Annotated in this window: 22 protein-coding genes; 15 read left to right on the top strand and 7 right to left on the bottom strand. The window is 29.8% G+C overall.

From position 1 onward, the window contains the following. Window positions 1–506 precede the first annotated feature (506 nt). The gene (locus ITB9_RS01515) at window positions 507–1,355 is read left to right on the top strand and encodes a hypothetical protein (RefSeq protein ID WP_054850849.1); all 849 of its coding nucleotides are present in this window, start codon (window positions 507–509) and stop codon (window positions 1,353–1,355) included. Window positions 1,356–2,459: 1,104 nt separating this feature from the next. On the opposite strand, the gene ITB9_RS01510 is transcribed toward ITB9_RS01515, so the two are convergent. Then, window positions 2,460–3,386, bottom strand: a complete 927-nt coding sequence (locus ITB9_RS01510) for a LysR family transcriptional regulator (RefSeq protein ID WP_054850848.1) — start codon at window positions 3,384–3,386, stop codon at window positions 2,460–2,462. Between the two features lie 91 nt (window positions 3,387–3,477). On the opposite strand from ITB9_RS01510, the gene ITB9_RS01505 reads away from it, so the two are divergent. The 3 genes from ITB9_RS01505 to ITB9_RS01495 all read left to right on the top strand — a co-directional run bounded on the left by ITB9_RS01505 (window position 3,478) and on the right by ITB9_RS01495 (window position 5,119). Beyond that, window positions 3,478–3,717: a hypothetical protein gene (locus tag ITB9_RS01505; RefSeq protein ID WP_054850847.1), complete on the top strand. Its 240-nt coding sequence runs from the start codon at window positions 3,478–3,480 to the stop codon at window positions 3,715–3,717. A gap of 37 nt (window positions 3,718–3,754) precedes the next feature. Next, window positions 3,755–4,723, top strand: a complete 969-nt coding sequence (locus tag ITB9_RS01500; RefSeq protein WP_054850846.1) for a sodium-dependent bicarbonate transport family permease — start codon at window positions 3,755–3,757, stop codon at window positions 4,721–4,723. Between the two features lie 96 nt (window positions 4,724–4,819). Further along, window positions 4,820–5,119: a hypothetical protein gene (locus ITB9_RS01495; protein ID WP_054850845.1), complete on the top strand. Its 300-nt coding sequence runs from the start codon at window positions 4,820–4,822 to the stop codon at window positions 5,117–5,119. Between the two features lie 1,009 nt (window positions 5,120–6,128). On the opposite strand, the gene ITB9_RS01490 is transcribed toward ITB9_RS01495, so the two are convergent. Then, window positions 6,129–6,893, bottom strand: a complete 765-nt coding sequence (locus tag ITB9_RS01490) for a hypothetical protein (RefSeq protein WP_148638316.1) — start codon at window positions 6,891–6,893, stop codon at window positions 6,129–6,131. Between the two features lie 137 nt (window positions 6,894–7,030). Here ITB9_RS01490 and ITB9_RS15520 point away from each other — a divergent pair, with 137 nt between their 5' ends. The 8 genes from ITB9_RS15520 to ITB9_RS01455 all read left to right on the top strand — a co-directional run bounded on the left by ITB9_RS15520 (window position 7,031) and on the right by ITB9_RS01455 (window position 12,420). Continuing rightward, the gene (locus tag ITB9_RS15520; RefSeq protein ID WP_187294239.1) at window positions 7,031–7,204 is read left to right on the top strand and encodes a hypothetical protein; all 174 of its coding nucleotides are present in this window, start codon (window positions 7,031–7,033) and stop codon (window positions 7,202–7,204) included. A 21-nt stretch (window positions 7,205–7,225) separates the two neighbouring features. Beyond that, window positions 7,226–7,519, top strand: a complete 294-nt coding sequence (locus ITB9_RS01485; protein ID WP_054850843.1) for a hypothetical protein — start codon at window positions 7,226–7,228, stop codon at window positions 7,517–7,519. A gap of 41 nt (window positions 7,520–7,560) precedes the next feature. Continuing rightward, entirely contained in the window at window positions 7,561–7,800 is a 240-nt protein-coding gene (locus ITB9_RS01480) for a hypothetical protein (protein ID WP_054850842.1), read from the top strand. Then, window positions 7,775–8,002 carry a hypothetical protein gene (locus ITB9_RS01475; protein WP_054850841.1) on the top strand — a complete coding sequence of 76 codons (228 nt, stop codon included), beginning with the start codon at window positions 7,775–7,777 and terminating at the stop codon, window positions 8,000–8,002. Before ITB9_RS01480 ends, ITB9_RS01475 begins: the two co-directional genes overlap by 26 nt. Window positions 8,003–8,108: 106 nt before the next feature. After that, window positions 8,109–8,900, top strand: a complete 792-nt coding sequence (locus tag ITB9_RS01470) for a CPBP family intramembrane glutamic endopeptidase (RefSeq protein ID WP_054850840.1) — start codon at window positions 8,109–8,111, stop codon at window positions 8,898–8,900. Window positions 8,901–9,113: 213 nt separating this feature from the next. Continuing rightward, a complete protein-coding gene (locus tag ITB9_RS01465) occupies window positions 9,114–9,848 on the top strand; it encodes a hypothetical protein (protein WP_054850839.1) in 735 nt (244 codons plus the stop codon). Between the two features lie 64 nt (window positions 9,849–9,912). Continuing rightward, window positions 9,913–10,131, top strand: coding sequence for a hypothetical protein (locus ITB9_RS01460; RefSeq protein ID WP_028607827.1), 219 nt, complete (start codon window positions 9,913–9,915; stop codon window positions 10,129–10,131). Window positions 10,132–10,242: 111 nt separating this feature from the next. Continuing rightward, on the top strand, window positions 10,243–12,420 hold the full coding sequence (locus tag ITB9_RS01455) for a DNA mismatch repair protein MutS (protein ID WP_054850838.1): 2,178 nt from the start codon (window positions 10,243–10,245) through the stop codon (window positions 12,418–12,420). 139 nt (window positions 12,421–12,559) lie between these two features. On the opposite strand, the gene ITB9_RS01450 is transcribed toward ITB9_RS01455, so the two are convergent. After that, window positions 12,560–13,018, bottom strand: a complete 459-nt coding sequence (locus ITB9_RS01450) for a DUF962 domain-containing protein (RefSeq protein ID WP_054850837.1) — start codon at window positions 13,016–13,018, stop codon at window positions 12,560–12,562. A 40-nt stretch (window positions 13,019–13,058) separates the two neighbouring features. Between ITB9_RS01450 and ITB9_RS01445 the strand changes: the two genes are divergently transcribed. Continuing rightward, the gene (locus ITB9_RS01445; RefSeq protein WP_054850836.1) at window positions 13,059–13,475 is read left to right on the top strand and encodes a thiol-disulfide oxidoreductase DCC family protein; all 417 of its coding nucleotides are present in this window, start codon (window positions 13,059–13,061) and stop codon (window positions 13,473–13,475) included. A 9-nt stretch (window positions 13,476–13,484) separates the two neighbouring features. Here ITB9_RS01445 and ITB9_RS01440 read toward each other — a convergent pair whose 3' ends face one another. From ITB9_RS01440 to aroC, 3 genes are read right to left on the bottom strand one after another with little or no spacing between them, the layout of a single operon-like run. After that, window positions 13,485–14,636 (bottom strand): sulfurtransferase, encoded by a 1,152-nt coding sequence (locus tag ITB9_RS01440; RefSeq protein ID WP_082395987.1) that lies wholly within the window; start codon window positions 14,634–14,636, stop codon window positions 13,485–13,487. 8 nt (window positions 14,637–14,644) lie between these two features. Then, window positions 14,645–15,967, bottom strand: a complete 1,323-nt coding sequence (locus ITB9_RS01435; RefSeq protein WP_054850835.1) for a dicarboxylate/amino acid:cation symporter — start codon at window positions 15,965–15,967, stop codon at window positions 14,645–14,647. A 51-nt stretch (window positions 15,968–16,018) separates the two neighbouring features. Beyond that, a complete protein-coding gene (gene aroC, locus ITB9_RS01430) occupies window positions 16,019–17,077 on the bottom strand; it encodes a chorismate synthase (protein WP_054850834.1) in 1,059 nt (352 codons plus the stop codon). Window positions 17,078–17,262: 185 nt separating this feature from the next. Between aroC and ITB9_RS01425 the strand changes: the two genes are divergently transcribed. Both ITB9_RS01425 and ITB9_RS01420 read left to right on the top strand, forming a co-directional pair. Further along, the gene (locus ITB9_RS01425) at window positions 17,263–18,108 is read left to right on the top strand and encodes a UDP-2,3-diacylglucosamine diphosphatase (RefSeq protein WP_028290638.1); all 846 of its coding nucleotides are present in this window, start codon (window positions 17,263–17,265) and stop codon (window positions 18,106–18,108) included. 56 nt (window positions 18,109–18,164) lie between these two features. Continuing rightward, on the top strand, window positions 18,165–19,004 hold the full coding sequence (locus tag ITB9_RS01420) for a hypothetical protein (RefSeq protein ID WP_054850833.1): 840 nt from the start codon (window positions 18,165–18,167) through the stop codon (window positions 19,002–19,004). Here the strand turns inward: ITB9_RS01420 and ITB9_RS01415 are convergent, their stop codons facing one another. Continuing rightward, window positions 19,005–21,902: an FAD-binding and (Fe-S)-binding domain-containing protein gene (locus ITB9_RS01415; RefSeq protein ID WP_054850832.1), complete on the bottom strand. Its 2,898-nt coding sequence runs from the start codon at window positions 21,900–21,902 to the stop codon at window positions 19,005–19,007. Between the last annotated feature and the right edge of the window lie 39 nt (window positions 21,903–21,941).

Here is a 21,941-nt window from a genome sequence, read left to right as displayed (position 1 = left end):
ATGTTGACGAGATCTGTAGTCTCTGCGTATATATTAACCTTATTCCTCTCTTTTGTGCTTTCTATTTTATATGTCTTAAATTTAATGCTTTTATTAAAATGCTAACTTAAGCCGTATATAATTCATTGCTACTTATAGCCTACTTACTAAAGTCCTAGCAGACTTTCTATCTGTCATTTATTTGCTAAATTACTCGGTTAACCACAAAAAAAACCATATACAAATACGTTATAAAATAGTGACAGCTATTTCCAAAAACAAATACTAAACAGTCTTTAAAAAAATATTAGGTTAAAGAGCCCTTAAAACTTGGGCTAATCACCTCTATTCTATTTGTTTAAAATAAACCAATTTTGTTTCATCGATTGAGAATTACATTTAATAATTCTAAACTAACAGTTAATAAAGTACCTCTTTATAACTATAGAAATTAAATAGAATTTTGAATCAGATTGAACACGGAAGTTAAAAAGTGAATAGAGTAAGCAAATTTAAAATCTAATATTATGAAAAATGAAAAACTAGAAAAATTTGATCCAAATGGGCAAAATGTTAAGTACAACGGAAAGATGCTTGTATTTCCTGATCCAATATCTTTTATGAGTACTTTACAGGGTATCGCTAAGGCAAATCAGGATTGCCCAGAGATTAATGAAGTAAAAATCTTTCAAAAATTTGAAAATCATTTCAATGGTTTTTACTCTTTAAGAAATAAAATTGCTGGAGAAGTTGCTTCAATGGAGGAAAAAGAAGGCATCACTGAAAAAAATGATCCTGAATTAAAATATAATCCAGACCCTTATGTTCAAACAGTACTTAATGAGGATGAGGAAGTAATGGTTTCTGGAAAAATTGTAAGAATTACAAAAAAAGGAATGTTTGAGGTTGAAAGCAAGTCAAAGGAAATAACTGATCTTACTCCTGAATCTGCAAAAAAAAGCTGTTGTTGGTTCATTCATCAAAGAGTGAATTGGAAAGCTTACCAAAATAATCCGAACTGGAAAATTAAATCTACAATTTGGGTTAATGGCTTCAATTTTTGGGGAATGGTATTTCTAATGGTAGGCGGTAAAACTAGACATTATGAAAAAAACTGGCTTGGGCATTGGGTTTCTAGAATCCCTTGGAAATTGAGTATTTTTGGTAACTATACATTCAAATACTTAACTTGTGATAATATAAATCAAAATTCTCGTACCCTTGGAGGAAATTATAAATATCAAGCACGTGAAGTTTCTCAAGTAAATTTTGAAGTTTCTGGTGGTATACCTTCTTTTGTTACAGAATTCAAAACAGTACATAGAGGTAATCATAACTATGATGATTCATACGCTTATTTAGATATTTGTAAATAACGGTTAACAAGGTCTAACACTTTGTCGTTTATGTATTATCAAAAAAATATCCTCACCTGCTTCTACCATTTAAGCATTTGAGTAAATATTGAAGTGCCTACTTTTGATGGGATAAACGACAAAGTGATAGAATTATTTAGTATGGTAACAATAAACAAAAATAATATAGTTGTTTAAAAAAAATGCTGGAATAAAAACGATTTGCCAACAAAGTACTGTGGTAAAAAACAAGTAAAAACTCATTAATTTTTCAATAAAACACTTCTGTAATTAGTATCATAAGCTAGTCCTTATTTTGCTATTGCAAAAGCTTGTTTTAATTGGCTATTACTAACAGCTATTAACGCTAATTTTTTACGCTTCCCTTTAGCTACTAATCATCCATGTATTGCTTTGTAATACCTCTTGTATTTACAAGTGTTTAAACTGCACACAAATAATAAAATCAATACCATTTAAATCCCAATTACATAAGATAATTCCTACTTATTTTATTACAAAACTCAATTTTCACACAAACATCTGTAAAACAAATAGTTAACACATGTTTCGACATAGGTTATAGCGTGGTTATAGCATGGTTATAACGTACTTATAGCATGCTTATAGTATGTTTATAGAGAGTCAGTAATAACTAACCCAAATACAAAACCAAGCAGTTTAAGAATATAGCGTTAAGGCTAGTATATTTCAGTAGCCTAAGTACCCAATTTTTACTAAAGAGAACAACATCAAAATAAATCTCACCAAACAATACAATACTTGTTAAAACACGATTACTAAACCAACAAATAAAACGTTTAAATATAAGTATGGCTTAAAACAAACCATCAAGAGCAGAGATCGTACACAAAAAAAGGCTAAGCAAGCAGTCTATAGTTACAACCATACACAAACACATTTTACTCTCTAATTAACAAAACTTACCCAAGTACATTAAAATCTAAATCTCAAATACAGACCCTCAAAAAAATAATGTAAATTTACCTGAGCCTACGATGTAACAATTGGACAAGTTCAAAATATTACCCAAAAAGGATCAACCTTTTAAGTATAATACAAACTAAACATTTTTGTTTTGTTTAAAGCTTATTATTTGAATAACTAAAGGTAATCATCAAACCAATTGAAGTGGATTTTCATAATCTCGTCTTTGTTTTCTTTGATGTTTTCAATAAAACTTTTAGCAATTGAAGATAAGTTTTTAGAACTTAACCATATTAAATTCCATTCCGTTTTCATAGGTAATTTTTTAACTGGAATTATCTGTAAATCGCCATTTTTAAGTTCGTTTTTAATACCAATTAATGGCATTATCGAATAACCCAACCCTGCAATTATTGCCTGTTTTAAAGCTTCATTTGACTTTAATTCCATTTTCTTATAAGTAGAAATTTTATTGGATACTAAAAAATACTCCATTTGATTTCTAGTTGCAGATCCTTGCTCTCTAAAAATAAGAGGTAGTTTCTCAAATTCTTTTCTACTTATATTCTTTCCGGTTGGTTTGTATTGCTTACCTCCTACTAAGTAAAGTCTATTGTCCATTAACTGAATACGATTAATTTTTAAATGCTTCGGTATTGTAGACACCATTGCAAAATCAATTTCATTATTTTCTAATGAACGTACTACGTCAGCTTTATTGGTTACATCCATTAATAAATCGACACCTTTATGCTTATTGATAAAATTAGTCAAAAAATAAGGCATCACATATTTAGCAGTAGATACAATTGCAATTTTAAATTTCCCAGCCAATTCACCCTGAAAAGACAATGCTTTATAATTAATAGCATTCACTTCTTTTAAGATTTTTTCTGCTGCAAGCTTTATTTCTTCTCCAAACTCAGTAATGTAAATTTTTCTTCCAACTACCTCAAATAATGGTATTTGAAATTGATCCTGAAAATTTTTTAACTGGATAGATACAGCTGGTTGCGTTAAAAATAATTCCTCTGATGCTTTAGTAACACTTTGGAGTTCACTGACCTTATGGAATATTTCTAGTTGATGCAAAGTATACTTCATAAATATTTCTTATGTAATTCATAATAAAAATAAATAAAAATAAATAAATAATACTTGTAATCTTTGCACAAATAATTAAAACTTTAAAATTATGAGCGATTTTGTAATTAGAAAAAATGACAACAGTAAATCAAAAAATAAACTAGCTACATATGCTAAACCAACAACAAAAGAGGCAACTCTATTTGTAAAAGTGATTGCTTTTGTTATTGCTTTTTCTGGACTTATTTTCATGTCTACTAGTAACGATAATTTAATGCTTAGTGAGCTAGTAGTTTCTGGAGTAATATTATCCATAGTCTTTTTTATTCACAATGTATCAAACTATTAGGTTAAAAATTAAACTCACTAAACAAACGCTAAATTAAATGGATTTACATTTATTATTGGACAATTTAACTAATCCTGCTTTACTTTTTTTCTTTTTAGGAATCATAGCAGTCCAGTTAAAAAGCGATTTAAGTATCCCAGAAAACTCCTCAAAATTTATTTCACTTTACCTACTATTAGCCATTGGTTTTAAAGGCGGTCAAGAACTTGCTCACAGTGATTTCTCTATGGAAATACTATGGTCATTACTCTTCGGAATACTGTTAGCTATTTTAGTTCCTGTTTACACCTATTTTATTTTAAGAAGAAAATTTAATGTAGAAAACGCAGGTGCGATTGCTGCTGCTTACGGATCTGTAAGCGCAGTAACATTTGTGACTACAATCTCTTTTTTAGAATTAGAGCAAATCGCCTTTAGTGGACACATGGTAGCAGTTATGGCACTGATGGAAGCACCATCAATTATGGTAGGACTTTTACTAATGACTTATTTCAAGAAAAGTAAAAAAGACGAAAAAACAGTACCAATGAAAAAAGTAATCCATCATGCACTGACCAACGGTAGTGTGTTAATTATTATTGGAAGTCTTTTTATAGGTTTTATGGCTAGTGAAGCACAAGCTGAAGGAATTAAACCATTTACTACAGACATTTTTAAAGGGTTTCTAGCTGTTTTCCTCTTAGACATGGGTATCACAAGCGGTAGAAAATTATCGGACTTTATTAAAAAAGGATGGTTTGCTCTAGTATTTGCTATTATAATACCTGTTATAAATGGAAGTTTAGTTGCCGTAAGCAGTGGAATAATAACAGAAAGCACAGGTAACAGATTACTGTTTGCCATACTTGCAGCTAGCGCCTCCTACATTGCTGTACCAGCAGCAATGAAAATTGCTGCACCAAAAGCCAATCCAAGTTTATACATACCTATGGCGCTTGCTATTACATTCCCTTTTAATATCACATTAGGGATGCCTCTTTATTTATGTATCATAAACATATCATAAATAAAATTAATAAATAGTATAAAATATATAAATAAAAATCAATACAATTAATTACGCAACTTTGCAATAACAACACAATAAAACAATTATAACATCATGGAAACATTAGTACAACCTAAAACAAAACAAAAAATAGATTTAATTGATGGTAAATTTACACCGTCAGAAGCTTCGGACATAATCAAATCTATATTAGACGCAAAAATAAATTTTCATAAAATACAACGACTTTCAATTACAGAAGGTAATAATATTGATCCTTGCGAATATGACAGTAGTAGAATAAATGAGCTTATCAATGAACAACAAATCGCTAAAGATTTTTTTGCTCAAGCACGATTACAAGGTAAAAAGTTAAAAATGCGTAGTGTTATTCAAATTGACATAGAAGAATAAATTTTCACATAAAAAAATCCTACTAACCATTATATAAATATTGTATAATGGTTAGTAGAATTTTTTTTTAGTTATAAATAAAAGGACTAAAATAGTACTAAAAAAAACTCACTAATGTTTTAAATAAAATACTTCTGTACTAATGATTCTAAATTAGTTCTCATTTTGCAATAACAATAGCCTCTTTTAATACTGTTTTACAAACTACTAAAGCTTACTTTTTCGCTTTCCTTTGGTGAGTAATTGATTATAAATGCTTTGTAAAACGTCTTCAATTTACAAGTATTATAACTGCATAAAAATAACAAAACAATTACCATTTATAATCCAAATAACAAGGGGTAATTTTAGTCTATTTTACCATAAAATCAAAAATCAACATAAACACCTAAAAAACAAATAGTTAAACTAAAACTTAACAAAGGTTATAGCGTGGTTATAGCATGGTTATAACATACTTATAGCATGCTTATAGTATGATTATAGAGAGTCAGCAATAACTAACCCTAATATAAAACCAAGCAGATTATACACAATAACCTTTTGCGACACTTATACTACCCATTATTTTTAGAAATAAAAAACTGCAAACGAAGCACTTAATGCAAAAGATTATAATAAAGTAGAAAAAATATTAAAGGTTAGTAAAGCCTCCCTATTTCAAGAAAAACAATCAAAAATATTTTCAAAAATAAAAACGATTATTAATTGTGACACGTTAAAAGGGTTTAACCAACTGGTAATTATTACAGAAATACAAGTTTATGAAAATATAGCAATGGGTCTTAATAGTAGCGGTTTGAAAACTCCAATTGGTGTTAATAATATTCTTGAATACCTAGAAGATTCTATAATAGTTTAAACAAAAAAATCTAATAGCTTCAAAGCCAAAACTAGATTACAAATTAACCGTAACTAATAACGCAACGGTAATATAAAATGTAGTCAATAAAAAAAGGTGCTAAAAAAAACTTTAGCACCTTTAGTATTTTTGCGTTGTAGCTTTAATTTATTCGCAAATAAAATTACTATTTATAGCATTCTCACCTGTAATTTCAGATTCTAAATTGTCTTCTGTAAATAATACAAATCTGTCAATAGCATGACCTGTAGATCGTCCCGAAACCTCAATGGTATAATCTCCAGGCGTATCAAAAACTACATAAATATTGTGTGCATCATTATCGCTTGTTTTTGTATTCCATTTCCAAGTATTTTGAGTATTCATATAAGCTTTAAACCATCCATCTCTTCCTGGTCCGTTTGGTAATGTAGAGGTTTGACCTGCACTTTCAGGAATAGGATCTAGAGTTGTTTCTTTTGGATAAACAATATGGCCATCGTTTTTCATTCCATAAAAGTGATCTGCATCAGGTATGCGTAACCAACTGTCATTATGCTCTGATCCTTGGTCACCAATGGTAATATATGATCGCCAAATAAATCTATAAGTTCCTGGTGTTGTTATTCTAATGTTATAAGTTAAAAGTCCATTTCCAGGATTCCCCAAAAAAGTATCTCCTGTCCATACTAAATATCCATCGCCAGAAGCTTCTTCAATACTTTGCTGAAAACTCCAATTAGTATTTTGAAAATTGGTCTTCTCAAATTCGATATCCAAAACACCGTTTTCCTCTATAAAAAAAGAGGCTTGTGTACCATCACAACCTGAAGACATGCCAGAATCGGTTGAATCATCTGAGCTACATGACGATATTGAAGTAATAAAGATTGAAAAAATTAAGGGAATTAAAATTGATTTTTTTAAAAACATATTATATAAATTTTGGTTGTTCTCAAATATAATAAATGTTAAAATAAAATAGCTTATTAAATAAGATAACTAAATTTAAAACCTATAAAACACAGTAACCATATTCTAAATCGTTACTATTAAACAAGACATAACTTATGAGAAAAATCACCTTAATAATTATAATAACTGCTTGTTTGTTCTCTTGTAAAGAAAACACAAAATCTAACAATAACATCAAGATTACAAATATTGAAGATTTAATACCTGGACCAATAGTTAATGACTCGTTAAGTAAAAAACAATTAGACCAAATTAAAAATATACATTAGACGTTTATTGAAGTGTATCCAATGTCTCTTAAAGAAACCATTTCTAACTTTAAAAGAGACCAAAATCCCGATAATGAAATTTTTATATGGTTAAATATGGCAAAAGTCTTTAAAGCATTTACCTTAGAAAACGTAGAACATCAAAAGCTTGAAGTAAAAAAAGAAGCCTTTAGATTAATTTTAATGCGTTCTATGATGTCTGAAAAAGAAGCGATAAACAAAGCTGATTTAAAATTACTTAATGAAAACAAGGCTAAAGAGATTTTGAAAAATTATTCTTTAGATAAAAAACCAATCAAAATAGAACATAAATAACTATTTTACCCAAATTAAACCAGGTAAAAACATGAAAAGAAATGAAAATTGGAGATTGTGTTGAATATAATAATGAATTTGGAATTATAATCGAAATCTCAAAAACAGACGACAACGGAAAATACTTGTCTGGAGATTTACTTGTAAGATGGGATAGCCCAAATAAAAACGATATTGAAAGCTGTATTGGTAATCTAGAGGGATTACTAAAAATAGTTAAACAACATCCATTCAAGTTTATAAAGGAACAATGCTATGAGTCGATCAAAAAAGAAAACTAAAATACAAGCAATTACTACTGCTAAATCTGAAAAAGACAATAAAACGGAGGCTAACCGAAAATTACGTAGGATTGTAAAACAAAAAGTTAACTCAGGACAAATGGATTTACCTGATTTACGCGAAGTTTCAAACGTTTGGAACTTTAATAAAGACGGAAAAAAATATAAACCAGAAATGACTGAAAAAGATTTACGTAAATAAAAACTAACACTTAAAACATTAATAAACAACAAAATAAAACAAACATCAAGCAACCATTTTACCAAAATTTGCGTCTATTAAATAAAACACTCTAAACAAGTATATCATGGACACAAAACAATTCTGGAAGCAGCTTACCTTATTTATAAGTATACTACTACTTATTTTAATAACAAGAGAGTATATTTCATACCAATTAATTAACAACAGAATTGAATCTTACCAAACACATACAATATTAAGCATTAGCGCAAACCTGATATTAATACTAGTGTCTTTATTTTTTATTAATAAAAACGGGCTTTACACCATTGCAGGACTAAAAGATACCACACTAAAAAAGTGGTACCTTTTAGTATTTCCGCTTATATTTTTGGTTATACTTAACCTATTAGTCATAGATCCTATAAATACAGAAACTTTATATTCTAATATTGTAATTTATACAATCTATTCTATGTCTATTGGGTTTGCAGAAGAATTAAGTATTAGAGGATTCATGCAATCGCATTTAATAAACTACTTTGGACAGACTAAAAAAAGCATCGTTATATCTATCTTTATAGCGTCTGCATTTTTTGGAGTTATTCACCTTATAAATTTTGACAAAGGGTTTTATGGCGAGATGTCTCAAGTTTGTTTTGCTACTTTTATTGGTGTAATGTTTGGTGTTTTATTAGTCATTACAAAAAGAATATATCCATTAATTTTAGTACACACTATAATAGATTTTGTTGCAGATTTGGACACCGTTGGCATGCCAATAACAGAAAAAATAAGCGATCCAACAACTCTTGAAACTGCTATAATTATTACTTTACTGGCTTTTCCTTGTTTATTATATGCTGTCTTTTTAATGAAAAAACAACCTTTAATACATCAAAACCAAAAATTATAAACTATCCTTTTAGTATTTCAAACTAATTTTAAGACTATTATAAAAAACATTTGATATACATTTCAAGAGTTCTTAATTCTTAAAATTTGAAACAAAAAGAATCCTTAAAAACAAAATATTAAAACTGAATTTAAATATTTTAAATAAATTCAGTTTAATCTAAAAAAACTAATAATAAAGATAACTTTACTCAAAAAAAACAATTCTTTTAAAATGAAAAAATTATTAACCTTTATTCTAATTTTATGTAGCATCACTGCTTATTGTCAAGATAAAATACTTGTTTTAAGTTTAAATAACTATCAAGTTTTTCAAGATACAACTCAAAAAACATACACTATTGTAGATTCTAATAACAACATAATTGTACAGGATTTAAAATATGTAAATTACGCAGGTTTCAGCCAAAGCTTACAGACTTTAGATAAAAGCAACAACATAATTTACTATGACAATACTTTAAAACAAATTGAAACACCTAAAGAGGGAATTATGACAGTTTGTGGTACTGTAGCCTATTTTAAAAGGAAAATTACTGAAGATAAAAACAATTACTATGTAGAGTTTACAAAGGATAATTCTGTATATAATAATGGTATTACCAAAACTATTGTAGATACCATTCCTAAAACTAATATCAAACAAATTTACTTTGCCAATACTAAAAAAGAAATTAATTACGATGAAAATTTCTATTTTCCAACGGTCTTAATTTTAAAATTAGAAAACACTATAACTATAAAAGACAAAGATTCGATAAAATATTACGACTCAATTGATTTAAACAATCCATTTGCTATAAAAGTAAAAAAAGGCGATTTACTAGGTTTTTATGGTATTACAGAGGTTAGATTTAAACAATTAGATAACTTTGTGTATAACCTTGCTAAATTCACAGATGCAAACGGTAAAATAGGTTATATTGATTTACTAGGTAATGAGTATTAATAGACATTGATTATTCCCTTAAAAATTTGTATCTTTTATAAACTAACCTATAAACACCTTACTCATGGAAGCTACAGTTATATTTGCCAGTTTACTATTTGTTTTAATCACGTTTGTGTTTTATAAACTAACAAGTAAAGATTACAAAAAAGATTATAGTAAAAAAATGTGGTCCAATTGGGTGACCAGATTGTATTATTGGCAAGGTGCATTACTAATTAGTGGTGGTTTAACCGTAGCTTTATTATTTGCCCTAAAGTCTGTAAATATCTTACAATTCTAAACTCTTTAGTTTTCATTTAAAATAAACAATTCAATTCCGTAAATTTGTTGTACTTAAAAAAGATAAATTAAAAGAATTAAGGATGTTCCGTTGTCACGGAAACTATTATAAATGATAAACATTCACGAAAAAACATTACAAGATTTAGAGTTTTCAACCGTATTACACCAAGTAAGCGAGTATTGTATTACCACTTTAGGAAACGAGAAAACACTAAGTATTTTACCATATAAAGATCAAGAAACGTTGTTAAATGCATTGCAATTAACCAACGAGTATCTGTCGTCTTACTACAATGATAATCGCATACCAAACCATGGTTTTGATACGATTAGCAAAGAGCTTAAGTTACTAAAAATAGAAAACACCTATTTAGAAACGCACAGCTTAAAAAAACTAGTCTCGATATCCTTAACAGCCAATGAGCTGGTAAAGTTTTTCAAAAAGTTTGAAACCTACTATCCTGGTTTATACCAATACAGTTCTAAAATTGAAGTCACTACAGATATCATTGAAAAAATTGATAGTGTTGTAGACCGATTTGGAGATGTTAAAGACACTGCTTCAGCATTATTAAAAGAGATTAGACAACAAATAAACAGGTTAAAAGGAAAAATAAACTCTAGCTTTACTTCCGCATTAAATCAATATCACAATCTAGAATATTTAGATGATATCAGAGAGTCTGTAGTAGATAACAAACGTGTATTGGCTGTAAAAGCCATGTACAGACGTAAAGTTAAAGGTGCCATAATGGGTGGAAGTAAAACCGGAAGCATTGTTTATATAGAGCCTGAAACCACACTACAACATTCCAGAGAATTAAATAATTTAGAATACGAAGAAAGCGAAGAAGTGGTTCGTATTTTAAAAGAAGTGACCAATTATATGCGTCACTACCTACCATTGCTTAATTTATACCAAACTTTTTTAACCGAAGTGGATGTGATTTCCGCGAAAGCGAAATACGCAAAATCCATGAACGCTATTTTACCAGAAATTAGCGAAACACGTGAGCTATATCTGCGTGATGCCTACCATCCACTACTCTATTTAACCAATCTAGAGAAAAAAGAAAAAACGCATCCACAAACCATTAATCTAAAAGAAGATAGTCGTATCATTGTTATTTCTGGTCCAAATGCAGGAGGAAAATCTATTACTTTAAAAACCGTAGGTTTATTACAAGTCATGTTACAATCTGGATTATTAATTCCAGTACATGAGCGTAGTAAAGCCTTTTTATTTGATAGAATTGTAAGCGACATTGGAGATAACCAGTCAATAGAAAATCACTTAAGTACCTACAGTTACCGTTTAAAACAGATGAATTATTTCTTAAAAAAAATTAACAAGAATACACTGTTTTTAATAGATGAATTTGGTACAGGATCTGACCCAGAATTAGGAGGTGCTTTAGCAGAAACTTTTTTAGAAGAATTTTATGCCAGAAAAGCTTACGGAATCATTACCACACATTATGCTAATTTAAAAATGTTAGCTAATGAAAAAGAGGAAATGATTAACGCTAACATGATGTTTGACGAGCGTACTTTGGAGCCAATGTACAAATTAGCATTAGGTCAAGCCGGAAGTAGCTTTACTTTTGAAGTCGCACAAAAAAATGGTATTCCGTATAGTTTAATAAACCGTTCTAAAAAGAAAATAGAACGCAGTAAAGTACGTTTTGATGCCACTATAGCTAAATTACAAAAACAACGTGCAAAGCTTGAAAAAACTAGCGAATCACTTAAGGTTAATGAGAAGAAAAAACAAACCGAAGCTGATAAGTTGGAAGAAATCAACGCAAAAATACAACGTAAACTAGAAAACTATCAAGAGTTGTATGATAACAATCAACGATTGATTTATTTAGGTCAAAAAGTAAATGATATCTCTGAAAAATACTTTAACGACAAGAAAAAAAGAGAATTAATGGCTGAGTTATTTAAACTAGTTCAGATTGAAAACTCTAAGCGTAAAAAGATATCGGCAAAACAAGCTAAAGCTGAAAAAGCTAAAGAAAAGCAAGTACAACAAGAAGCCGAGAAGAAGGTTAATGTTATTAGAAAAAAGAAAAAAGAAGCTAAACAAAAAGCTAAAGACATACCTGTTGCACCAAAACCAATTTTAAAAGTTGGAGATAGAGTCCGTATGAATGATGGACGAGCTGTTGGAACAATTGATAAGTTTGAAAAAGGAAAAGCTATTGTAAACTATGGTATGTTTACTACCAATGTTAATGTAGACCTTTTAGAGCTAGTTGAAGCTGTTAAAAACAAAAAGTAAATCTAGTAGGTAATTAATATAGTATTATAAGTTTTCAAAACACCAAACCACCACTTTAAGGGATTGGTGAGGCATGAACAAATTGTATCGAAAACCACTAAAACTAAATATGCTATAAAGCAATAAAAATAAGATCTAATTACTTACCAAATAACTTGTACATAACCCAAGCAGGTCCAACTAATAAAAACTGTAAATCATCAATAAAACTAGGTTTTTGACCTTCAACTTTATGACCATAAAATTGACCAATCCAAGCAATTACAAATAGCGCTATTGAGAAATATAAAATGGAAACATATTGAGCAATGTAATAATTAAGTATCAAACAAAATGCAGAAAATAATAGCATTTGTATCCCAACTTTTACAGACAGTCTAAAGTAAAATAATACTAAAATCACTACTAAAACAACAAATGCCCAATTAGCAATAATTGGATGTGGTAAAAACGTGCTTAATACACCTGAAGGTATAGACATAAATAAACCCACTACGCTAAAAAATATAGCTGGAACACAAATAAAATGAATTGAAATATTAGTTGGGTTTTGGTGACTGACTGCGTAGCTGTCAAACCATTGTTGTAAAGTTTTCATAAAATTGATTTATGTAAATATATTAATTTATTTTTGTGATATGCAAAAATTACCAAAAGACAAATCTTTAATTCTTTTTGATGGTGTTTGCAATTTATGCAACAGCTCTGTACTTTACGTTATTAAACGCGATAAGAACAATGCTTTTTTATTTGCACCTTTACAAAGTACCATTGGTAAACAGATTATTGATAAATATAATTTAGACACCACTGCAACAGATTCTATTTTATTATACAATGAAGCTAAAGGACTAAAAATTAAATCTACAGCAGCTTTACACATTGCTAAACGACTTGGGTTTCCTAATAATTTAATGACTATATTTTTTATAGTTCCAACTTTTATAAGAAATCTAGTCTATGATTTTGTGGCAAAAAACAGATATAAATGGTATGGTAAAAAAGAATCTTGTATGATACCTACTCCTGAATTAAAAGCGAAGTTTATAGATTAAAAACGTAATTTACTTTAATACTTTTTTAAGTAAATTATAGGCCATATGTTCCATTTGGTCCATATCTCCATCAGCAAATGCCATAAGTTTTATATCGGCAAACAAATCGGCTAAATCATTACGATAGTAATCATGAGATTTTACAGCTTCAATTATATTTTGAATACTTTGATAGTCATTATCTTGTTCAAATTTTTCGTGTACCTTTTTATAAACAGTTGTATCTACTCTTGATAAAATGTATTCTTTTTCCTTTTTGCTTTCGTCTAAATCAGAATGTGCTACAAATATTAAAATATAAGCTAGCAATTGGTCTTTAGTCCATAATTTAGGGTTGTCCATAGTTGTTGCTGTTAAAGTTCCGTATTCTGTCCACGAGCCATCATAAACACTATTAGTATAACCTAATGTGGTTGCTGCTAAACTTAATATAGATGCTGTTATACCTGATCCACAAGTAAACACTAAATGTTGTTTAGCTTTAGCAAAAGTATTAAATATAGCTACGATATCATCTTTAGATTTAAATTGACTTGTGTCTAAAATTGAGGTGTAAGGTAAATTTATAGAATTTGGAATATGTCCTGATCTTAATCCTACTCTAGGTTCTGGTACTTTAGAGGTAAATCTTTCTGTAGATCTGGCATCAATAATTTTAAAATTTTCGTCTTTACATATAACATCTAAAGATTCAAAATACACAACATTACTAGGATTATATTTTGCTTTAAAATTACCAGTCATATATTCGGCTTTAGCCTTAATTTCTGTTTTACCTTTTTGACCATTCCACTCTGGGAAACCACCATCCAAAACGGCTACATTATTATGTCCAAAGGTTTTAAATAACCACCAAGCACGAGGACTAGAGTAAATACCCTTTGTATCATAAACAACAATATAGCTGTCTTGTTGTATGCCTAAATGTTGAGCAGATTGCTCAAATTGTTGTTCCGAGGGAATGGTACTAGAAAATTGTGATGAAACATCACTAAAATCCTTTTTAATATCAAAATAACGAGCATTTGGTATTTGTAATTCTGTTGTAGTATTTTCCACTTCTGTGACTTTAGCTATAGTCGCATCCAAAATTATAAGTTGTGGATGATTTAAATTAGCTTTTAACCAGTTTACAGATACTATGTCACCAAATCCTTCCATTGTTTAGATTATTTTACTTTATCGTAATTATCATCCCATTCTTTTGGCACAGGATTATCATGAAGTTTTCCTAAGGATTTGGCTACTAACATAGACACTGTAGCGTCACCTGTTACGTTAACAACAGTTCTGCACATATCTAAAGGTCTATCTACTGCAAAAATAAGCGCTAGTCCAATTGGTAATAATTCGGCTGGAAAACCAATAGCTTCCAGTACAATAACTAACATTACCATTCCTGCACTTGGTACAGCTGCACTACCTATTGAGGCTAATAAAGCTGTTCCAACAATGACTAATTGGTTGGTTAATGTCAATCCCTCTGGCCAAATTACTTGCATGATAAAAACAGCAGCAATCCCTTGATATAAACTAGTTCCATCCATGTTTACAGTAGCTCCAACAGGTAAAACAAATCCTGAAACTTCTTTATCAACACCTAAATGCTCTTCAACACGCTCCATTGTTACTGGTAAAGTCGCAGCACTACTTGAAGTAGAAAACGCTAATAATTGCGCAGGACTAAATCTGTTTAAAAACCATAAAGGTGATTTTTTAGTCACTAATTTAATTAGTAACATGTAAAAACAAATCATTAAAAATAATCCAACAACTACACATGCTGCATAACCTAAAAGTTTGACTAAAATGGTTGTATCGTCAAAAGCTATAATGACGTTAGCCATTAAAGCAAATACTGCATAAGGTGCAAAAAGCATGATTAAATCTACCATTTTCATTACCACTTCATTTAAAGAATCAAAAAAGTCTATTAATGGTTTTGCTTTTTTCTCTGAAATTAACAATAAACAAATTCCAACAAACAAAGCAAAAAAGATAACTTGAAGCATTGCTGGTTCTGCAAAAGATTTAAAAATATTACTAGGAAAAACATCTACCAAAGCTTGTAATGGTCCAGCATCTTGAGTCGCTTTTGCTTTACCAATCATGACATCTGCATTACCTTGATAAGTTGTTTTTATTTTTTCAATGGTCTCTTTAGGCATTCCCACACCTGGTTTAACAATATTTACAATACTTAAACCAATTATAATTGCGATTACGGTTGTACCAATATAAATACCAATGGTGCGCAATCCCATAGATTTAATTTTAGAAATATCTTTTAAATCAGAAATTCCTTTAATTAAAGAGGCTAATATTAAAGGCACTGCAATAAGCTTTAATAAATTGATAAATATTTTACCAAAAGGAGCAATCCAATCGGTTACAAAGTCTTTACCTCCACTTACGCTATTCATTAAAAATCCAAAAATGATTCCTAAAATCATTCCAATAATTATTTTCCAGTGTAGTGCAAGTTTTTTCATATGCTTTATATAAATCTTAAGTGTTTGTTAGTTTAGTAATTAAAAGTATGTTTAGTAGGTCTTATTTATTAAAAAATAATCTGCTAAAACCAATGCAGCCATAGCTTCAACTATAGGTACAGCTCTTGGTACAACGCAAGGATCATGTCTACCTTTACCTTGCATTTCTACAATTTCTCCCTCTTTATTAATGGTTTCATATTTTTGTATTAAAGTCGCTACAGGTTTAAAAGCCACTCTAAAATAGATGTCCATTCCGTTACTAATTCCTCCTTGAATTCCTCCTGATAAATTAGTCTTAGTTGTGCCATCAATATTAAATTGATCGTTGTGATCACTACCTTTCATTTTAGCACCACAAAATCCGCTTCCATATTCAAAACCTTTTACAGCATTAATAGATAACATGGCTTTACCTAATTCGGCATGTAATTTATCAAAAACAGGTTCTCCTAATCCAATAGGTACATTTTGTAATACGCAAGTTACTGTTCCACCAATAGTATCTCCTTCTTTACGGATTTGTTTAATACGATCTATCATTTTTTCAGCTGTAGCTGAATCTGGACAACGTACAGCATTACTTTCTGTATTAGAAAAATCTAAATCTTGATAAGGCTTATCTATAAATATATCTCCAACAGAGGATGTAAACGCATTAATCTTTACATTGTTAAGCATTTGTTTTGCTATAGCTCCTGCAACAACACGACTGGCTGTTTCACGTGCAGAACTGCGTCCACCACCACGATAATCTCTAAAACCATATTTTTTATCATACACATAATCTGCATGACTTGGTCTGTAACTATCTTTTATGTGCGAATAATCTTTAGATTTTTGGTTTGCATTTTCAATAACAAAACCAATTGGTGTACCTGTTGTAACGCCTTCAAAAATACCTGACAAAAACTTAACTTCATCTGGCTCTTTACGTTGTGTAACAATAGCAGATTGACCAGGTTTACGTCTATCCATTTCTGCTTGTATGGCATGCAAATCTAATTCAATACCTGGAGGGCATCCATCAATAATCCCACCAATTGCAACACCATGTGACTCTCCAAAAGTGGTTAGTTTAAATAAGTTTCCGAAGCTATTACCTGCCATAAATAAATTAATTTACGCTAAAATAGTCATAAATAACAGTCAAACAAAACGTTAATAATTTCATCTTAAAAAAATTGATAATGATAACTTAACAATTAACTTATAATTAGATAATTATCCATTAATGTTTGATTAACAATAGAAACTAATCTTTGCTTATAATCTATTGAAAACATACGAATCCCTTGAAATTAAAAAGAAAAGTTGAAATTGTTGTTATATCAGACGTGCATTTAGGCACTTATGGTTGTCATGCCAAACAGTTATTGACTTATCTTAGCAGTGTTGAACCCAAACATTTGATCCTAAATGGAGATATTATAGACATTTGGCAGTTCAGCAAGCGCTACTTTCCTAAATCACATATGCAAGTTATTAAAAAGATTGTGTCTTTAGCTACTAAAGGCACAAAAGTAACTTACATCACTGGAAACCATGATGAAATGCTTAGAAAATTTACAGACTCTGAAATCGGTAATATTTCTATTGTCAATAAATTGGTTTTAGAATTAGACGGAAAAAAAGCATGGTTTTTTCATGGTGATGTATTTGACGCCTCCATCCAAAACGCAAAATGGTTAGCCAAACTAGGTGGTTATGGTTATGACCTTTTAATTTTATTTAATAGATTTATAAATTGGATATTAGTAACCCTTGGAAAAGAACGTTATTCACTATCCAAAAAAATAAAAAACAGTGTTAAAGGAGCAGTAAAATATATTAGTAATTTTGAAACTACTGCAACAGATTTAGCTATTGAAAATGGTTACGATTATGTGGTTTGTGGGCATATCCACCAACCAAAAAATGAAATTATCGAAACAAAAAAAGGGAAAACAACCTATCTTAATTCTGGAGACTGGGTAGAAAATTTTACTGCTTTAGAGTATCAGTTTAAACGTTGGAAATTATATAAATATAGTGACGACAAACTCTCGGCTTTTTTTGCAGATGAAGATTTAAAAGAAATGTCCGAACAAGAGTTAATTGCTGCTATAACCATTATGAAACCTCTTAAAAAAATCAAATAAGCATTTGATAACCCTCGTTTTAAGTATATTTATGTAATTTTATAAAAAACACATAAATGAATTTTAAACAGTTAATCACTCTCCTATTTTTAAGTCTTGTAATTTTTAATTGTTCTGATGATGACTCAGATAATACGGATAATAATGAAGTAGCTTTTACGGGAAACTTCTTCCCATTACACCTAGACAACAGTTGGACCTACCTAGTTACTGACCTTAATAATAACACTAATGAAACTACTGTAAATACAGACCTATTAATGGTAGAAAGTGAATCCAATACTGGTTATAATTTAACGGTTAACCAAGGTGATTTAGCTAACGGAATCATGAGTGGTATTTTAACTTCTGGAGAATTATCGCTTACCGAAACGACTTTAACATCCAATGGTAGCATACAATTACCAATTGAAGGATTTGATTTTGAAATAGAAATAGATAATGCTTTACTTTATAATACTTCAGCTGAGAATGAAACCGAATTGTCTTCACAATCAGATACATTTACTCAAGATATTGAAGGTTATCCAGTAACTATTAACTATACCTTAAGTAGTAAACAATTACAAAACTTAGAAAGCTACGTGGTAAATACTATTGATTATCAAACTGTAACCTCTGCCAAAATAGCATTGAACCTAACAGCAAGTATTACTATAACTCAATTTGGAATAAGTCAATCTCTTCCAATAGTTGACTCTCAAGAGGTATTAAGCATTGTAAGTCATTATGCTAAAGACATTGGTTTAATACAAGCAGAAGCTAATATTTCTTTTAGTTTAAATGCTACAATACTTGCACTTTTACAACAATCTGGCATGGATCTTAGTACATTACCAACTAGTTTATCAGCGACAAATACACAAATCTTAACAGATTTTAATATCACTGAATAGTTATAACAAAGCTTGTCTTAAAATAGTTACTGGATGCAAAGCTCTACGCTGCGTTCCATCTTTTATTTGATGTCTACAACTCGTTCCATTAGCACTAATAACAGTTGCTTTTGAGGCTTTTCTAACAGCAGGAAATAGGGTTTGCTCACCAACAGCCATACTGACGTCATAATGTTCTTTTTCGTATCCAAAACTTCCTGCCATACCACAACAACCACTAGGTATTAAAGTTACCTTATAATTTTTAGGAAGGTTTAAAACATTAAAACTATGTATTTGATTGGACTGTGCTTTTTGATGACAATGACCATGAAATTTTATCACTTTGGCTTCAGTTGTAAATTGATCCGAAGTAATGTTACCAATAGCGATTTCGTTAGATAAAAATTCCTCTATTAAAAAGGTGTTATTGGCAATCGCTTTCGCGGAAATTTTGTCGTCGACTAACTTTGGATATTCGTCTCTAAAAGACAAAATAGCCGAAGGTTCAATACCAATTAATGGAGTGTTTTTAGAAACTAAATCTTTATATAAATTCACATTATTGTTAGCGACTTTTTTAGCTTGTTCTAATAACCCTTTAGATATAAATGCACGACCAGATTCTGCATTTTTAACAACTTTAACTTTGTAATTTAATTGTTTTAAAAGCTGTAATGCATCTTTACCAATTTCAGAATCTAATTGATTAGTAAACTCATCATTAAACAAATAAATAGTTTTAATAACATCACTTTTAATGTTACTAATTATCTGTTTTTCAGTTTTTAAATAAAAAAATTTTAAAGTCTTACTTGACAATAAAGGCAAGCTCCTTTTAATAGCTATACCTAAACTTTTTTTAATAATAAAAGACGTCACAGGATTAGAAAACGTAAAATTTGTAAGTCCTTTAAAACGTCTTCCAAATTGGTTTAACGAATCATTATAAGCAAACATTTTAGTCCTAATAGATACACCGTTTTCTTTTTGATATTGGTATAAAAACTCCGCTTTTAAAGTTGCTACATCTACACTACTTGGACACTCGCTTGCACAAGCTTTACAACTTAAACATAAGTCAAAAACTTGTTTTAATTCTGTATGATTAAATCTGTTATTTTTTTCAGAATTAGTAAGAAATTCTCGTAGTGCATTTGCTCTAGCTCTAGTGGTATCCTTTTCGTTTTTTGTAGCACGATAACTAGGACACATTGTCCCACCAAACTCTGGTAATTTTCGGCAATCTCCAGAACCATTACATTTTTCGGTTTCACGTAAAATCCCTTCAGTTTTAGAAAAATCTAGAATGGTTTCAATGATAGGTTCAGTCCTATTTATCTCATACCTTAAATTCTCATCCATTGGATAAGCCTCTATAATTTTTCCTGGATTAAAGATGTTATTTGGATCAAAAGTTGATTTTATTTCTTTTAATAATTGGTAGTTTTTATCGCCAATCATTAGTTTAACAAATTCACCTCTTACTATACCATCTCCATGTTCTCCACTAAAAGAACCATTATATTTTTTAACTAAATAAGCGACATCTGTTGTTATTTGTCTAAATAACTTAACGTCCTCTTGTTGTTTTAAGTCTAAAATAGGACGTAAATGCAACTCGCCTGCTCCTGCATGAGCATAGTACACTGCATTTTGATTATAACCTTTCATTAAGGCTGTAAACTCTTGTATATAATTGGCTAAATCTGGTAAAGCAACAGCTGTATCTTCAATACAAGCTACTGCTTTTTTATCTCCTATCATGTTACCTAACAAACCTAATCCTGCACTTCTTAAATTATTTGCTTTATCTATTTGATTGTTTATTAAAATAGGGTTAGCATAACTTTTGGTTTGTTTTTCAGTTGTAGCGATTAAATTATTAGCTTTAAGCTTAGCCTCTTCAAGGGTTTTAGCTCTGACTTCACACATTAAAATCGCTTTAGGATCACCTTCAATAAAAAACCTGTTTTCTTGTTGGGTTTTATTATGTTTTGTAAGATCTAAAATGGTTTTATCCATCATTTCACAAGTATACAAATCATGTTCCATTGCTGGGTTTACAGCTATTAAGCAGGCCTCAATAGTTGTAAAGTGCATCGCTACCATAATTCTGTTTTCATCAGGTAAATCATCTAATTTTAAGGTTACTTGAGTAGTAAATGCTAAAGTCCCTTCGCTTCCTGTTAATACATCACATAAATTAATGGTTTCATTATTTACTAATTGGTCAATTGCATAACCTGTGTTTCTTCGATGTATTTCTTGTTTAGGATAATGTTTATTAATTTCAGCTTTAGCTTCATTTGTAAGTACATTATTATTAATTTGATTATAAATCTGACCTTCTAGGCTTTCTAATTTTAGTTTATTATTAAAGTCTTTTGTTGACAATGCTTTAAAAATAACTTCGCTACCATCGCTTAAAACAGTGTTTAGCTCTATAACCTTATCACGTGTTACACCATATTTAATAGATGTTGTTCCGGATGAATTATTACCAACCATACCACCTATCATACACCTATTAGATGTGGAAGTATTTGGCCCAAAAAATAGTCCGTAGGGCTTTAAGTAGTTATTTAATTGATCACGAACAACTCCTGGTTGAACAGTAACCGTTTTATTAAACTGATCAAAAGATATTATAGAATTAAAGTATTTAGAAACATCAACTACTATACCTTCTCCTACACATTGACCTGCTAAAGAAGTTCCTGCTGTTCTTGGTATTAAAGACGTTTTGTGTTGTGTAGCAAACTGAATTAATAGTTTTAAATCATTATTATTTTTTGGATAAGCCACAGCTAACGGAAGCATTCTATAAACAGAAGCATCTGTTGCATAAATAGATTTGGTTAAATCATCATAAAACAAGTCTCCTAACAAGCTGTTTTTTAAGCTTTTTAAATCCATACTACTAAATAAAATTAAAATTAAGTTAAGAAAAATGGT

The sequence above is a fragment of the Olleya sp. ITB9 genome, assembly GCF_001315805.1.
Lineage (GTDB): Bacteria > Bacteroidota > Bacteroidia > Flavobacteriales > Flavobacteriaceae > Olleya > Olleya sediminilitoris.
The sequence above is the reverse complement of the archived record's forward strand: the minus strand, read 5'-3'. Positions and strand labels throughout refer to the sequence as shown.

What these genes read in the sequence shown, in the direction of transcription:
- ITB9_RS01515 (WP_054850849.1), top strand. Translation starts at nt 507, where the DNA reads ATGAAAAATGAAAAACTAGAAAAATTTGATCCAAATGGGCAAAATGTT.
- ITB9_RS01510 (WP_054850848.1), bottom strand. Translation starts at nt 3,386, where the DNA reads ATGAAGTATACTTTGCATCAACTAGAAATATTCCATAAGGTCAGTGAA.
- ITB9_RS01505 (WP_054850847.1), top strand. Translation starts at nt 3,478, where the DNA reads ATGAGCGATTTTGTAATTAGAAAAAATGACAACAGTAAATCAAAAAAT.
- ITB9_RS01500 (WP_054850846.1), top strand. Translation starts at nt 3,755, where the DNA reads ATGGATTTACATTTATTATTGGACAATTTAACTAATCCTGCTTTACTT.
- ITB9_RS01495 (WP_054850845.1), top strand. Translation starts at nt 4,820, where the DNA reads ATGGAAACATTAGTACAACCTAAAACAAAACAAAAAATAGATTTAATT.
- ITB9_RS01490 (WP_148638316.1), bottom strand. Translation starts at nt 6,893, where the DNA reads ATGTTTTTAAAAAAATCAATTTTAATTCCCTTAATTTTTTCAATCTTT.
- ITB9_RS15520 (WP_187294239.1), top strand. Translation starts at nt 7,031, where the DNA reads ATGAGAAAAATCACCTTAATAATTATAATAACTGCTTGTTTGTTCTCT.
- ITB9_RS01485 (WP_054850843.1), top strand. Translation starts at nt 7,226, where the DNA reads ATGTCTCTTAAAGAAACCATTTCTAACTTTAAAAGAGACCAAAATCCC.
- ITB9_RS01480 (WP_054850842.1), top strand. Translation starts at nt 7,561, where the DNA reads ATGAAAATTGGAGATTGTGTTGAATATAATAATGAATTTGGAATTATA.
- ITB9_RS01475 (WP_054850841.1), top strand. Translation starts at nt 7,775, where the DNA reads ATGAGTCGATCAAAAAAGAAAACTAAAATACAAGCAATTACTACTGCT.
- ITB9_RS01470 (WP_054850840.1), top strand. Translation starts at nt 8,109, where the DNA reads ATGGACACAAAACAATTCTGGAAGCAGCTTACCTTATTTATAAGTATA.
- ITB9_RS01465 (WP_054850839.1), top strand. Translation starts at nt 9,114, where the DNA reads ATGAAAAAATTATTAACCTTTATTCTAATTTTATGTAGCATCACTGCT.
- ITB9_RS01460 (WP_028607827.1), top strand. Translation starts at nt 9,913, where the DNA reads ATGGAAGCTACAGTTATATTTGCCAGTTTACTATTTGTTTTAATCACG.
- ITB9_RS01455 (WP_054850838.1), top strand. Translation starts at nt 10,243, where the DNA reads ATGATAAACATTCACGAAAAAACATTACAAGATTTAGAGTTTTCAACC.
- ITB9_RS01450 (WP_054850837.1), bottom strand. Translation starts at nt 13,018, where the DNA reads ATGAAAACTTTACAACAATGGTTTGACAGCTACGCAGTCAGTCACCAA.
- ITB9_RS01445 (WP_054850836.1), top strand. Translation starts at nt 13,059, where the DNA reads ATGCAAAAATTACCAAAAGACAAATCTTTAATTCTTTTTGATGGTGTT.
- ITB9_RS01440 (WP_082395987.1), bottom strand. Translation starts at nt 14,636, where the DNA reads ATGGAAGGATTTGGTGACATAGTATCTGTAAACTGGTTAAAAGCTAAT.
- ITB9_RS01435 (WP_054850835.1), bottom strand. Translation starts at nt 15,967, where the DNA reads ATGAAAAAACTTGCACTACACTGGAAAATAATTATTGGAATGATTTTA.
- aroC (WP_054850834.1), bottom strand. Translation starts at nt 17,077, where the DNA reads ATGGCAGGTAATAGCTTCGGAAACTTATTTAAACTAACCACTTTTGGA.
- ITB9_RS01420 (WP_054850833.1), top strand. Translation starts at nt 18,165, where the DNA reads ATGAATTTTAAACAGTTAATCACTCTCCTATTTTTAAGTCTTGTAATT.
- ITB9_RS01415 (WP_054850832.1), bottom strand. Translation starts at nt 21,902, where the DNA reads ATGGATTTAAAAAGCTTAAAAAACAGCTTGTTAGGAGACTTGTTTTAT.